This window comes from Luteibacter sp. Sphag1AF (assembly GCF_014192715.1).
Classification (GTDB): Bacteria; Pseudomonadota; Gammaproteobacteria; order Xanthomonadales; family Rhodanobacteraceae; genus Luteibacter.
This window is the reverse complement of sequence record NZ_JACHYH010000001.1, coordinates 994484-1006518: the sequence shown is the minus strand read 5'-3', so window position 1 is coordinate 1006518 and position 12035 is coordinate 994484. Positions and strand designations below refer to the sequence as shown.

Annotated in this window: 12 protein-coding genes; 7 read left to right on the top strand and 5 right to left on the bottom strand. The window is 63.4% G+C overall.

Going from position 1 to position 12035, the window contains the following annotated elements; all coding sequences use genetic code 11:
• Nucleotides 1-5: 5 nt before the first annotated feature.
• The 3 genes from FHW69_RS04565 to FHW69_RS04555 are packed head-to-tail and all read left to right on the top strand — an operon-like array spanning nucleotide 6 to nucleotide 3345.
• The gene (locus FHW69_RS04565; protein ID WP_183421808.1) at nucleotides 6-2132 is read left to right on the top strand and encodes an FUSC family protein; all 2127 of its coding nucleotides are present in this window, start codon (nucleotides 6-8) and stop codon (nucleotides 2130-2132) included.
• Complete coding sequence (locus tag FHW69_RS04560) at nucleotides 2122-2319, top strand: DUF1656 domain-containing protein (protein ID WP_183421807.1); 198 nt, start codon at nucleotides 2122-2124, stop codon at nucleotides 2317-2319. The genes FHW69_RS04565 and FHW69_RS04560 overlap by 11 nt, the downstream gene beginning before the upstream one ends.
• Before the next feature lie 9 nt (nucleotides 2320-2328).
• Entirely contained in the window at nucleotides 2329-3345 is a 1017-nt protein-coding gene (locus FHW69_RS04555; RefSeq protein ID WP_183421806.1) for an HlyD family secretion protein, read from the top strand.
• Between the two features lie 6 nt (nucleotides 3346-3351).
• Here FHW69_RS04555 and FHW69_RS04550 read toward each other — a convergent pair whose 3' ends face one another.
• The gene (locus FHW69_RS04550) at nucleotides 3352-3939 is read right to left on the bottom strand and encodes a GNAT family protein (protein WP_183421805.1); all 588 of its coding nucleotides are present in this window, start codon (nucleotides 3937-3939) and stop codon (nucleotides 3352-3354) included.
• The gene (locus FHW69_RS04545) at nucleotides 3940-4146 is read right to left on the bottom strand and encodes a DUF465 domain-containing protein (protein ID WP_183421804.1); all 207 of its coding nucleotides are present in this window, start codon (nucleotides 4144-4146) and stop codon (nucleotides 3940-3942) included.
• A gap of 101 nt (nucleotides 4147-4247) precedes the next feature.
• On the opposite strand from FHW69_RS04545, the gene ttcA reads away from it, so the two are divergent.
• The 4 genes from ttcA to FHW69_RS04525 all read left to right on the top strand — a co-directional run bounded on the left by ttcA (nucleotide 4248) and on the right by FHW69_RS04525 (nucleotide 8182).
• A complete protein-coding gene (gene ttcA / locus FHW69_RS04540; RefSeq protein WP_183421803.1) occupies nucleotides 4248-5129 on the top strand; it encodes a tRNA 2-thiocytidine(32) synthetase TtcA in 882 nt (293 codons plus the stop codon).
• A 14-nt stretch (nucleotides 5130-5143) separates the two neighbouring features.
• Nucleotides 5144-6343, top strand: coding sequence for an amino acid aminotransferase (locus FHW69_RS04535; protein WP_183421802.1), 1200 nt, complete (start codon nucleotides 5144-5146; stop codon nucleotides 6341-6343).
• Nucleotides 6344-6433: 90 nt separating this feature from the next.
• Entirely contained in the window at nucleotides 6434-7342 is a 909-nt protein-coding gene (locus FHW69_RS04530) for a recombination-associated protein RdgC (protein WP_183421801.1), read from the top strand.
• A gap of 72 nt (nucleotides 7343-7414) precedes the next feature.
• Nucleotides 7415-8182, top strand: coding sequence for a YgjP-like metallopeptidase domain-containing protein (locus FHW69_RS04525; RefSeq protein ID WP_183421800.1), 768 nt, complete (start codon nucleotides 7415-7417; stop codon nucleotides 8180-8182).
• Nucleotides 8183-8225: 43 nt separating this feature from the next.
• On the opposite strand, the gene FHW69_RS04520 is transcribed toward FHW69_RS04525, so the two are convergent.
• From FHW69_RS04520 to ubiE, 3 genes are all read right to left on the bottom strand, one after another.
• On the bottom strand, nucleotides 8226-9230 hold the full coding sequence (locus tag FHW69_RS04520) for an alpha/beta fold hydrolase (RefSeq protein WP_183421799.1): 1005 nt from the start codon (nucleotides 9228-9230) through the stop codon (nucleotides 8226-8228).
• Nucleotides 9231-9306: 76 nt separating this feature from the next.
• Nucleotides 9307-11163 carry a M1 family metallopeptidase gene (locus tag FHW69_RS04515; RefSeq protein WP_183421798.1) on the bottom strand — a complete coding sequence of 619 codons (1857 nt, stop codon included), beginning with the start codon at nucleotides 11161-11163 and terminating at the stop codon, nucleotides 9307-9309.
• A 102-nt stretch (nucleotides 11164-11265) separates the two neighbouring features.
• Nucleotides 11266-12015: a bifunctional demethylmenaquinone methyltransferase/2-methoxy-6-polyprenyl-1,4-benzoquinol methylase UbiE gene (gene ubiE, locus FHW69_RS04510; RefSeq protein WP_183421797.1), complete on the bottom strand. Its 750-nt coding sequence runs from the start codon at nucleotides 12013-12015 to the stop codon at nucleotides 11266-11268.
• Between the last annotated feature and the right edge of the window lie 20 nt (nucleotides 12016-12035).

Genomic DNA, 12035 nt, shown 5'->3' with positions numbered 1-12035 from the left:
CCGTCATGTCCACCGTCGACATCGAAAATCAGGCCCCGGCGACGCGCCAGATCGTCGTCGACACGCTGCGTGAGCAGGCGTCGGTATGGCTGTTTGTCTTCAAGACCATGCTGGCCTTTTTCCTGACCGGCTGGATTGCGATGCGCCTGTCGCTGCCGGCACCGGCTACCGCGATGCTCACCACGATCATCGTGGCCAACCGTCAGTCCGGCATGGTGCTGGCGAAGAGCTTTTATCGTGCCATCGGCACGCTGGGTGGCGCCGTGGTGGCGTTCATCATCGTTGCGGCCTTCCCGCAGCAGCGGGACATGTTTTTGGTTGCGTTGTCGCTCTGGCTCGGCATCTGTTCCGGTGGCGCCACGCTGTACCGCAACTTCAAGTCGTATGCGTTTGTTCTGGGCGGCTATACGGCAGCCATCATTGCCATTCCGGTGATCGACAATCCGCCCGGCGTGTTTGATTCCGCGACGTCGCGCATCAGCGAAGTGCTGCTCGGTTTGCTGGTCAGTGGCGTCGTTAACGACGTGGTGTTTCCCAGCCGCATGCGTGATGTGCTTCGTCGCACTGCCCGCGAGCAGTTCGCCCACTTCGTGGAATTCGTGCGCGCGGCCACCTCCGGTTCGCAGCCGCGCGGCACCATCGAGCGCGCCCACCTTCGCTTCGTGCGTGCGGCCGTCACGCTGGAAGATCTGCGCAGTTCCGTGATCTTTGAAGACGCTGAAGCGCGTGCACGCAGCGGTCATCTGCAGGAGTTCAACCAGCGCTTCATGGCGGCGTCCACCAGTTTCCAGTCGCTGCATCATCTGGTGAATCGCCTGAAGCGCGCGCGCCGTGACGCCACCAGTGAAGCGTTGATCGAGCTCTACACCCCGCTGAGTGTGGCGCTGGATGCCCCCATTGAGGCCGGCGCCGCTGCTCGGGTGCTGTTGCCGCGACTGATTGACGCCCGCCGCATCATGGCGGCTGACAGCAGCAGGCTGCGCTCTCGTCTCAGCGATCCGCAGGACGTGCGCGACTTCGACACGGGCGCCGCGCTTCTGCGTCGCTTCTCTGATGAGCTGTACGCGTATGTGGACAGTGCGGCCACGCTACAGGCGCCGCGCATCACGGCTGCCTCCGCCGAGCGCGTACGCTTTGCGCGTGGCAATGATTATGCAGGCGCGTTGCTGGCCACGTTCCGCACCACGCTGACCATGCTGGCGCTGGGTACTTTCTGGATACTGAGCGCGTGGCCCATGGGGTCCAGCGCGATGCTGCTGGCGACGATCTTCGCAGGCCTGTTTGCCGCGGCACCCAATCCCACGCGCGTCACCGGCGTTGTCACCATCGGATATCTCGTCGGCATGGTGATGGGGTTCATCTGCGTGTTCTTCGTGCTCACCCAGGTGGATGGCTATCCGTTGATGGTGATGGGCATCGCGCCCTTCCTCATGATCGGGCTAGCCATGATGATGAGCAGCACGTGGGGCAGCGTGGGCCTCGGTTATTCCATGGGTTTTGCGTACATCCTGGCCCTGAAGAATCCGATGGTTTACGACCCGGTGCACTTCATCAATGATGCCATCGCGCAGATCGTCGGTCTGAGCGCCGCGGCCATCGCCTTTGTTTTTGTGCCGACCATCATCGGCAGCCGCTGGCTGCGTACCCGTCAACTCGCGCGACTGCGCGGCCAAGTGGCGCTTGCTGCCGAAGCGCCGCTCCCGGGTCTGCGCCATCGCTTTGAAAGCGTGAACCACGATCTGGTCAGCCAGGTGGTGTCGCACACGGAGCCGGGTAGCGCGGACTCGCGTACGTTGCTGGCCTGGGCGCTGGCGGTGCATGAAACCGGCCGCGCGCTGATCGCGCTGCGCCATGACCTCGCCCGTGGAGAGGCGTCACCCGAGGTGCGCAGCTACGTCACCACGGCCATCGCTGCGCTGGCTCGTTTCTACGAGTCTCCCGATGCTGCGAAATATCTTCTGGCGCGCGACGCCACCGCCACGGCCATTGCCGCGGCCAGCGAGCAGGAATCCTCACAATTCCTGCTTGAACATCTTCATCTGATCCGCATGGCGCTGCTGGACGGCGAATCGGTCCTGGCCGCGTACATGCCCACGGCTCCACTTTCGAGGGAGGTGTCCAATGCCCCGTGAAATCGCGCTCGGTGACGCACTGGTCCCCGGCATTCTCGTGCTGTTCGTCCTGACCCTGGCCATCCTGTGGCTCCTGGACTGGCTGGCTGGCCGCTACGGTCTGTACCGGCTTGTGTGGCATCCGCCGCTTTTCCGTCTTGCGCTGTTTGTGTGCGTCTTTGGCGCCATCGCCTTCACCCTGTTCTGAGTCCATCCCATGAAACTCCCGACCCTCATCCGTTTTGCCGTTACCGCGGTGGTTGTCATCGTCGCGGCACTCATCGGTCATGCGCTCTGGAAGCACTACATGTACTCGCCATGGACGCGGGACGGTCGCGTGCGCGCGGAAGTGGTGCGCATCGCACCGGACGTCGCCGGGCTGGTGACCGAAGTGCGGGTGGTCGACAACCAGGCGGTGAAAAAGGGCGACCTGCTCTTCGTGGTAGATCCAGCGCGCTACCAGAATGCCGTCGCTCAGGCACAGGCCAACCTCAACGCAGCGGAAGCCGCCGCGCGTGCGGCTGGCGCCACCATCAATGCAGCCACCGCCGGCATCGCGCAGAGCCGTACCAACTTCGAGATGTACGAAGCGCAGGCCGAGCGCCGTCAGAAACTCATCAACAACGTGATTTCCGCCGAAGACAAGGCCAACGCCGTTGCGGTGGCCAACGCGGCTCGTGCTGGCTGGCAGCAGGCTCAGGCCAGTCAGAAGCAGGCCAGCGCCTCGCAGGAACAGGCGCTGGCAGCTGTGGCGCAGGCTCAGGTCGAAGTGGCCGCAGCACAACTGAATCTGGATCGCACGCAGGTGCGTGCGCCCGTGGACGGCTATGTCACCAACCTGGACGTACGCGTGGGTGATTACGCCAACGCGGGCACGGCACGACTGGCGCTGATCGACAGTCATTCGTACTGGATCTACGGCTATTTCGAAGAAACCAAGCTCCCCAGCCTGCGCGTGGGCGATCCGGTGGACATTCGCCTGATGAGCGGCGGCGTGCATCTGAAGGGCACCGTGGAGAGCATCGCGCGCGGCATTACCGATGCCGACAATCCCACCGGCTCGGACCTGCTGGCAGATGTGAATCCCACGTTCAACTGGGTGCGTCTGGCGCAGCGGGTGCCGGTGCGCGTGAAGATCGACCCCGAGCACCTTCCCAAGGGCGTGGTGCTGGCTGCCGGCATGACCGCGACCCTGGTGGTGCACCCCAGCGGCGACCCCACCACGACGCCCTGAGGGGCGTCAGGTCAGGCGCGACAGGCGCAGTTGCAGCCAGCGATTCACGTCGGTCCATTCGGTGGCCAGGATGCTGAAGCAGACCGTGTCGCGCAGGCTGCCGTCCGGGCGCCTTTTGTGGGCACGCAGCGTGCCCTCGCGTTTCGCGCCCAGGCGCTCGATGGCGCGCTGGGAGTCGAAGTTGTAAGCGTCCGTGTGGAATTCGACGGCGACCAGGCCAAGGTTTTCAAAGGCGTTGGCCAGCAAGAGATGCTTGCAGGCGGTATTGAGATGGCTTTTCTGCCAGCGCTTCGCGTACCAGGTGTAGCCGATGGCCGCCCGGGCCGGATCCGGCACGATGTCGTAGTAGCGCGTGGTGCCCGCAATCTGGCCGGTGGTCTTTTCGCGGATGGCGAAAGGGCGCATCAGGCCCTCGTCCTGGCCCCTGAGCGCCTTGTCCACGTAATCGCTCATGCCGCCGGGAAAGGGGACGGAGGTGAACCACAGATTCCACAGTTCGCCGTCGGCGGCGGCGTTTTCCAGCTCCTGGATGTGGGCCCGGGTCAGCGGCTCCAGAACGGCGTGGGCATTTTCCAGGGGTTCGGAAGGCGTCATTCAGGCATCCAGATCGGGGATCAGCCGGCTTTCGATCCGGGCGATCGTGTCTTTGAGCAGCAATTTGCGTTTTTTGAGGCGCGTGAGCTGAAGCTCATCCCGACCAATGCTGGCGGCCAGCTGGTCGATGGCCGAATCGAGGTCGCGGTGTTCCACCTTCAATTCCGCAAGGCGTTGAGCGAGCTGGGCTGGATCCTGAACCTGCATGGCAATGGCCGGCGCGGCTGGAGAAGATCCTGAGTGTACCTCGCCGGGCGGGGGCTTCGGCAGCGGCTACAATGGGGGGCCCTCTTCCTGTTTCCGAGCCCATGTCCGCCCGTCCTGAAATTCAACGCAAGCAGTCCTACGAGGCCGGCAAGCTGGCCAAGCGGCTGCGCCATCAGGTCGGCCAGGCCATTGCTGACTTTGGCATGATCGAAGATGGCGACAAGATCATGGTGTGCCTGTCCGGCGGCAAGGATTCCTACACGCTCCTGGACATGCTGCTGTCGCTTCAGGCCAAAGCGCCGGTCAGGTTCGAGCTGATTGCCGTCAATCTCGACCAGAAGCAGCCTGATTTCCCCGCGCACGTGCTTCCGGAATATCTCAGCGAGCGCGGTGTGCCGTTCCACATCATCGAGCAGGACACCTACAGCGTCGTCACGCGGGTGATTCCGCAGGGCAAGACGATGTGCAGCCTGTGTTCGCGCATGCGGCGCGGCGCGCTTTACCAGTGGGCCGCAGATAACGGCATCACCAAGATTGCGCTGGGTCATCACCGCGACGATATTCTTGGTACGTTTTTCCTCAACATGTTCTATCAGGGCAGCCTGAAGGCCATGCCTCCGAAATTGCAGTCCGACGATGGACGCCACGTGGTGATACGCCCCCTTGCGTATTGCCGCGAAGACGACATTGCCGCGTATGCGCAGTCACGTGCCTTCCCCATCATTCCGTGCAACCTTTGCGGGTCGCAGGAAAACATGCAGCGCAAGGTCGTCAAGCGCATGCTTGAGGATTGGGAAAAATCCCACCCCGGCCGCAGTGAGACCATCTTCCGCGCCATGGGCAACATCGCACCGTCGCAACTGGTTGATCGCCAGTTGTTCGATTTTGCGTCGCTGGGAGCCCGCGAGGGCGCTGCCCGTGCAGATGCGCATGCGTGGCTTGCCGGTGGTGACACCAGCGACGAACCTTCTTCCGAACCGTAACCGGCATACCGACCATGACTCTCTTCTCTTCCGTCGAACTCGCCCCGCGCGATCCGATCCTCGGCCTGAACGAAGCTTTCGGTGCAGATTCGCGTGCCGATAAAGTCAATCTTGGCGTGGGCGTCTACTACGACGATAACGGCCACGTGCCTCTGCTGCGCGCCGTGCGCCAGGCCGAAGAAGCGCGTCTGAAAGCGCAGTTGCCGCGAGGCTATCTGCCCATTGACGGCATCGCCCTGTATGACCTGGCCGTGCAGCAGCTGCTGTTCGGCGCTTCCTCGCCGCTGATTGCCGAACGCCGCGTCGTCACCGCGCAGGCGCTGGGTGGCACGGGTGCGCTGCGCGTGGGTGCAGATTTCCTGTATCGCCTGAACCCGGGCGTGCCGGTCGCCATCAGCGATCCCAGCTGGGAAAACCATCGTGCCCTGTTCGAAGCAGCGGGTTTCGAGGTGGTGCAATACCCGTACTACGACGCGTCCACGCACGGCGTGAACGTAGACGGCATGATTTCCGGCCTTGAAGCGTTGCCCGCCGGTTCGGTCGTGGTGCTGCACGCGTGCTGCCACAATCCCACGGGCGTCGATCTGACCGACGCGGACTGGAAGCGGGTCATCGCAACGGTCAAGGCGCGTTCGCTGACGCCGTTCCTGGACATCGCTTATCAGGGCTTTGGCGACGGCATCGACGCCGATGCGTCGGCGGTACGTCTGTTCGCTGAGTCGGGCTTGCCGTTCTTCGTGGCAAGTTCGTTCTCCAAGTCGTTCTCGCTGTACGGCGAGCGCGTTGGCGCATTGTCCATCGTGACGGCGAGCCATGACGAAGCGGTGCGTGTGCAGTCGCAGGTCAAGCGCGTGATCCGCACCAACTATTCCAACCCGCCCACGCACGGCGCGGCGGTGGTGTCGGCAGTGCTCAATCACGCGGAGCTGCGCAGCACGTGGGAAGCCGAGCTCGGTGAAATGCGCGAGCGCATCCGCGCGATGCGCCGTGGTCTGGTCGAGCGTCTGGCAGTTCACCACGCGCAGGGCGACTACAGCTTCATTGAGGCGCAGCGCGGCATGTTCTCCTACTCGGGCCTCACGGCCACGCAGGTGGAGCGTCTGCGCAGCGAGTTTGGCATCTACGCCGTGAGCACGGGGCGCATTTGTGTCGCGGCACTCAATCACGGCAACCTTGATCGCGTGGCCGAAGCCATCGCGCAGGTCAGCCGCTGATTCTTCGATCTCCCGCCTTGAGGGAGGTCTTTCCCGAGCGGGCGCACGGCGCCCGTTCCGGTCACCTATTTGAACGAGATCCGTCCACGCATGTTTTTTCGTAATCTGACGCTCTTCCGTTTTTCTGCCCCTGTTGCCACCGATCTGCAGCGCCTCGACGAAGTGCTTCCCGAGCACCGCCTGCGCCCCGTAGGCCCGCTTGAGATGGGCACGAAGGGATTCATCTCGCCGCTGGGCCGTCAGGAAGAAGCGCTGACGCATAATGTCAGCCACAACACGATGATCACCGTGGGTGGCGAGGACAAGCTGCTGCCTGCTGCCGTCGTCAACGACGAGATCTTCCGCCGCGTGCAGAAAATTGCTGACGAAGAGGGCCGCAAGGTCAGCGGTCGTGAGCGCAAGCGCATGAAAGACGACATCATGAACGAGCTGCTGCCGCGCGCGTTCGTGCGCAGCTCACGCATGTCGCTTTACGCGGACAAGAAGCATGGCTGGCTGGTGCTCGACACCTCCAGCCGCAAGTCGGCCGAGAACGCCCTGACCCAGGTCCGCGAGGCCCTGGGCAGCTTCCCCGCCGTGCCGCTGGCGCCGGAGGAATCCCCCCGCGTGCTCATGACCGACTGGGTGTCCTCGGGCAACCTTCCGGCCGGGCTGGCCCTGGGCGATGAGTGCGAATTGCGCGACCCCGCGACCGCCACGGGCGCCATTGCCCGCTGCCGCCGCCAGGATCTCGACACGGATGAGATTCGAGAGCATCTGCGCAACGGCAAGCAGGTATTCCAGCTGGGTCTGGTGTTTGACGACCGCATCACTTTCACGCTCGGCGAAGACCTGATCCTGCGTAAAATCAAGTTCACGGACGTGGTGCTGGACGAGCAGGGCGACAGCCACGAGTCGCAGGCCGCGGAAATGGATGCCAATTTCGCCCTGATGGCGCTGGAGTTCGAGCGCCTTCTGGGCAAACTGGAAGAGTGGTTCAAGCTGCCTCGTCCGGAATAAGCCCCGCCGGGTGTCGCGGTCGCTGAGATGGGGTTGTGGGATGTTCGTCGGGACGACTACGAGACGGGCCGCATGACGTACGAACAAGGCGAATGGCTGGAACTGGCGACGCCGACGGGAGGCACCATCCGGGTGCTGAAGTCGGCGCACCCGCGCGCGCGCCGCCTGCGTCTCACGGTCACCCCCAAGGGCGCACGGCTCACCTATCCCAACGGTACGCACACGGCGCAGATGACGGCCTTCCTGCGCCATCACGCGGACTGGCTGGAGCGCAAGCTGGGTGAGTTCAACCTGGACGCCGAGCCGCTTCCCCCCCTGAAGGTCGGCCACGACACCTCGTTCCCGCTGCGTGGCGAGGCCGTGGAGCTCGACTGGGCGGAAGGCGCTTATCCCAAGGTGGAACATCACGGTAACCGGCTCACGCTGGTGCTGCCGCGTCCACACACGCGGGCGCTGATGGTCGCACGTGGCCTGTTGGCCACATTCTTCGAAATGCAGATTCGTCGCGACGTGTCGCGCTGGTTGCCGATCTATGTGCCGCTGATCAACGCGGCACCGACGGCGTTGCGCATCCGTCCGCTGAAAAGCCTCTGGGGCAGCCTGGACACGCGCGATCGCATCAATCTGGATCTTGCCCTGGCGCTGGCGCCGCCGGCCGCGCTGCGCTACGTGCTGGTGCACGAGCTGTGTCACCTGAAGGTGCGCAACCACTCGCCGCGCTTCTGGAACTGGGTGGGCAGCATTCTGCCTGACTACAAGGAACAGCGAGACTGGCTGAGGGTCAACGGCAGTGGCATGAAAGCACAGCTGGACCGTCTGGTGGCAGACGTCGCCGACTGAAGCCTGTTGCCCGCATATGTGCAGGCAACAGGCCAGTCATCACTCAGTGAGCGATGGCGAAACCGGTAAGAATCTGCGCGGTCTCGGTGGGGCGTTCCATCATCGGCATATGGTTGCAGCCGCTCAGTACCGTGGCGCCGATGGACGGCGACGACTTCAGGCCGTTGCGCAGCGTATCCAGTGCCGACACGTCGATGATCTTGTCGTCGTGGCACCACACGCCCAGCACGGGCATGGTGAGCTTGCCGATCACCGGATCAAGTGCGAGGAACTGCGACTTATCATTGAGCTGAGCAAACGTGCGCTCGATGAAGGCGCGGTTGTCCTGGTTCTCGGTAATCAGCGCATCTTCCAGACGACCCGGAATCTTGCGCGGATGCAGGAACGCAAGTTCGGAAGCCTTCTCGAAGCCCGCGCGGTCGTCAAAGATGAAAGGGTTCTTGCCCGCCAGTGCTTCGCGGGCGAAGTCGTTTTCCTTGAACGTGAGGCCCAGCGAATCCATCAGCACGAGGCTGCTGAGACGATCGGGGTGTTCCGCCGCGAAAACGCCGGCAATGGCGCCGCCCATCGAATGGCCCACCAGCACGAAGCCCTTCATGTTGAGCGTGCTGAAGAAGGTCTCAAGGCGATCCGCCTGCGCGTTGATGTTGTAGTTGCCATCAGCGACGCGTGAGGACTCACCCCAGCCGGGAAGGTCCGGGATGATGACGTGGAAATGATTGGTGAGGTCTTTGGCCGATTCCAGCCAGACCTCCTTGCGCGCTGCAAAACCATGCAGCAGCACGAGAGTGGGGCCTTCGCCGCCTTCGTAATACGACCACTGGGTGTCGCCGGCCTGGACGGTGTGTTTTTCCAGATGCGCGGCCATGGCCATGCGCGCGTAGTCCGCCTTGATCAGCAGGCGCGGCGCGAACATGTAAACACCGCCAAAGCCAACGCCAAGCAGGATGGCCACCACGGCCAGAAACTTCAGGCGACGGTAAAGGAGGCGCTTCCAGAGCGGGCGCGTGTCGGTCTTGCCGACGGTGATGGATTTGGGCTTGGCCATGGTTGAGCGTCTTGTGTGATGTGCCTGACAGATGCGGGAGAAGGGCGGCGCTTTTCAAGCACCGCCCTTACCGTGTTTACTTCGCGGCCGGCTTCTTTGCCTTCGCGAAAATGCGCTCAACCGCTTCCTGCGTCATGGGGTGATAGCCCGACCTGGCCTTGGCATAGATGCCTTCGGCAAACGCGAGGCCTTCCGGCGTTCTGGCAAAAGCACGGTAGACCGGGGTGGTCAGGTACAGGCGGCCGATGCGGGTCATGTGCTCACCGGCAGCGTTCCACACGTCCTTGTCGCCCGCGGCAATGGCGTGCACGTACCAGCGCATGCCGATCTCGGCATTGGGCGTACCGGTCAGATGCCAGGCAGCGTCGATTTCCCGGATCTTGTCCAGCGGCGTCACGTCCGGCAGGCGATCAAGGAAGAACATCCATTCCTGGGTGTTCCACGTTTTCGCGTCCAGCTTGTCGGCGGCGAGCTTGCCGGCGAGGAAATCCGCGCGCTCCTTGTCGATGCCGTCAAAGCGTGCCGACTGAGGCAACGGCGCATCCTTCGGAATGCCCGGCTGCCAGATCCACTGGCGTGCTTCGGCTTCGCTCATCTTGCCCGGGTACTTGTCGAGCAGATTGGCCTTCAGGTACGCAAACATCGTGTCGGTGTCGATGCTCTGGAACGCGAAGTGCGCGAAGTAGCCGCGCAGGTAAGCGTCAAAGGTTTCGCGACCGAAGCGCTGTTCCAGCGTGCGCAGGAACCAGGAGCCCTTGTCGTATGCGACGGCAGACAGTGAATCGTCGGCACCGACGCCACGCGGGTCGGGCGTGAGCTTCTGCGAGTTGGCCGACATCTGGCCAATGGACTTCTGCAACGCACGCGCAGACAGCAGATCTTCTTCGTCAGCCAGCGTCTTGCCGTACACCGCCTCGGTGATGCGCCCCTGCACGTACGTGGTGAAACCTTCGTTCAACCAGATGTCGCGCCAGGCAGCACTGGTGACCAGGTTGCCGGACCACGAATGCGCAAGCTCATGCGATACCAGCGACACGAGGCTCTTGTCGCCCACCAGCACCGTCGGCGTGGCGAACGTCATGTTCGGGTTTTCCATGCCGCCATAGGGGAACGACGGCGGCAGCACGAGAATGTCGTAGCGGCCCCATGCGTAAGGCCCGTAAAGCTTCTCGGTGGTGGTGATCAGCTTTTCCGTGTCTTCGAACTCGTGCGCTGCCTTCGCCACCACGCTTGGCTCGGCATACACCGCGCTGCGCGGGCCGGTTTCGCGAACGTCGATGCCACCGGCCGCGATGGCCAGGAGGTAGGACGGAATGGGATGCGGCTGCGAGAAGCTGAAGTCGCCGTTGAGCGGATGCTTTGCGTCGTTCAGCGCGCTCATCACGACGCGAACGTCCTTCGGTGCGGTGACGTGCGCGTTATAGGTGAAACGGATGGCCGGCGAGTCCTGCAGCGGAACCCACGAGCGCGCGTGAATCGACTCGGACTGCGAGAACATGAAGGGCAGCTTCTTGTCGGCCGTCTGTTCCGGCGGCAGCCACTGCAGGCCCGAGGCCTCAGGCACCGTGGTGTAGACGATGCGTACCTGTGCCGGGTGCTGCGGCGCCTGGATGGTCAGCTTGCTGCCCAGTTCCTTGTCGCGCGGAGCCAGAGCGAACTTCAGCGGCTGGGTTTTGCCGTCAGCGCCCACGGCGTCAACGCTGGCGATCTTCAGATCACGCGTATCGAGGACGAGGGACTGGGCCTTGGGATCTTTCCAGTCGAGCTTGAGCGTGGCGCCGCCGTCCAGCTGACGCTGGGCGAAGTCGACTTTCAGGTCCAGGTCCAGGTGCGTGACACGCACCTGGGCGGGCTGTGCGTAGCTGTGCGGGTCAGCGGCGAATGCCACGACGGGGAAGGCCAGGGTCAGGCCGAGCAGCGGAAACAGGCGCATCGATTCGATCCGATGGGGAGGACAGCCCCCAGTATGCCATCGCGGGGATAGCCGGACCCGTGCTGGACGTCGTTGCGCGGCCCGGGTGGGCCGCGCGGGCTTTCAGAGCTTGTAGGCCCTGTGAATGGCCACGACACCGCTGGTGAGGTTGCGCACTTCCACATGGCCAAAACCGGCATTCAGCATCATGCCCTTCAGCGTTTCCTGGTCCGGATGCTTGCGGATGGACTCGGCAAGGTACTGGTAGCTGTCGGCGTCACCGGCGAAGAGGCTGCCCAGTTTGGGAAGGATCTTGAATGAGTGCACGTCGTACAGCTTGCTGAAGAGCGGGCTGGTCACCTTGGAGAACTCCAGGACCAGCGCACGACCGCCCGGCTTCAGGATGCGGTGCATGTCCGCCAGCGCCTTGTCCTTGTCGGTGACGTTGCGCAGGCCGAAGGCGATGGTGACCGCATCAAAGCTGGCGTCCGGGAACGGCAGGGCTTCGGCATTCATCTGCGCCCAGCGCAGACCCGACACGAGGCCGCGATCCGTGAGGCGATCACGACCCACGCCAAGCATGGCCGCGTTGATATCGCCCACCACCACTTCGCCTTCGGTACCGACCACCGGCTTGAGCAGTGCGGCGATGTCGCCGGTACCGCCGGCCAGGTCCAGCACACGATCACCGCGACGAACGCCGCTGACTGCGACGAAATGACGCTTCCAGAGACGATGGATGCCAAAGGACATCAAGTCGTTCATCAGGTCGTAATTGCGCGCGACGGACGTGAACACCTGGCCGACAAGTTTCTGCTTGTCAGCCAGGGGAACGTCGCGGAAGCCGAAATGGGTGGTTTTTTCGTTGTCCATGCCCGCGATGTTACTCGGGT

Excerpts from the sequence above, each read along its gene's own strand:
- ubiE (WP_183421797.1), bottom strand. The coding sequence starts at position 12,015 with ATGGACAACGAAAAAACCACCCATTTCGGCTTCCGCGACGTTCCCCTG.
- FHW69_RS04520 (WP_183421799.1), bottom strand. The coding sequence starts at position 9,230 with ATGGCCAAGCCCAAATCCATCACCGTCGGCAAGACCGACACGCGCCCG.
- FHW69_RS04565 (WP_183421808.1), top strand. The coding sequence starts at position 6 with ATGTCCACCGTCGACATCGAAAATCAGGCCCCGGCGACGCGCCAGATC.
- ttcA (WP_183421803.1), top strand. The coding sequence starts at position 4,248 with ATGTCCGCCCGTCCTGAAATTCAACGCAAGCAGTCCTACGAGGCCGGC.
- FHW69_RS04555 (WP_183421806.1), top strand. The coding sequence starts at position 2,329 with ATGAAACTCCCGACCCTCATCCGTTTTGCCGTTACCGCGGTGGTTGTC.
- FHW69_RS04560 (WP_183421807.1), top strand. The coding sequence starts at position 2,122 with ATGCCCCGTGAAATCGCGCTCGGTGACGCACTGGTCCCCGGCATTCTC.
- FHW69_RS04535 (WP_183421802.1), top strand. The coding sequence starts at position 5,144 with ATGACTCTCTTCTCTTCCGTCGAACTCGCCCCGCGCGATCCGATCCTC.
- FHW69_RS04515 (WP_183421798.1), bottom strand. The coding sequence starts at position 11,163 with ATGCGCCTGTTTCCGCTGCTCGGCCTGACCCTGGCCTTCCCCGTCGTG.
- FHW69_RS04550 (WP_183421805.1), bottom strand. The coding sequence starts at position 3,939 with ATGACGCCTTCCGAACCCCTGGAAAATGCCCACGCCGTTCTGGAGCCG.
- FHW69_RS04545 (WP_183421804.1), bottom strand. The coding sequence starts at position 4,146 with ATGCAGGTTCAGGATCCAGCCCAGCTCGCTCAACGCCTTGCGGAATTG.
- FHW69_RS04525 (WP_183421800.1), top strand. The coding sequence starts at position 7,415 with ATGACGTACGAACAAGGCGAATGGCTGGAACTGGCGACGCCGACGGGA.
- FHW69_RS04530 (WP_183421801.1), top strand. The coding sequence starts at position 6,434 with ATGTTTTTTCGTAATCTGACGCTCTTCCGTTTTTCTGCCCCTGTTGCC.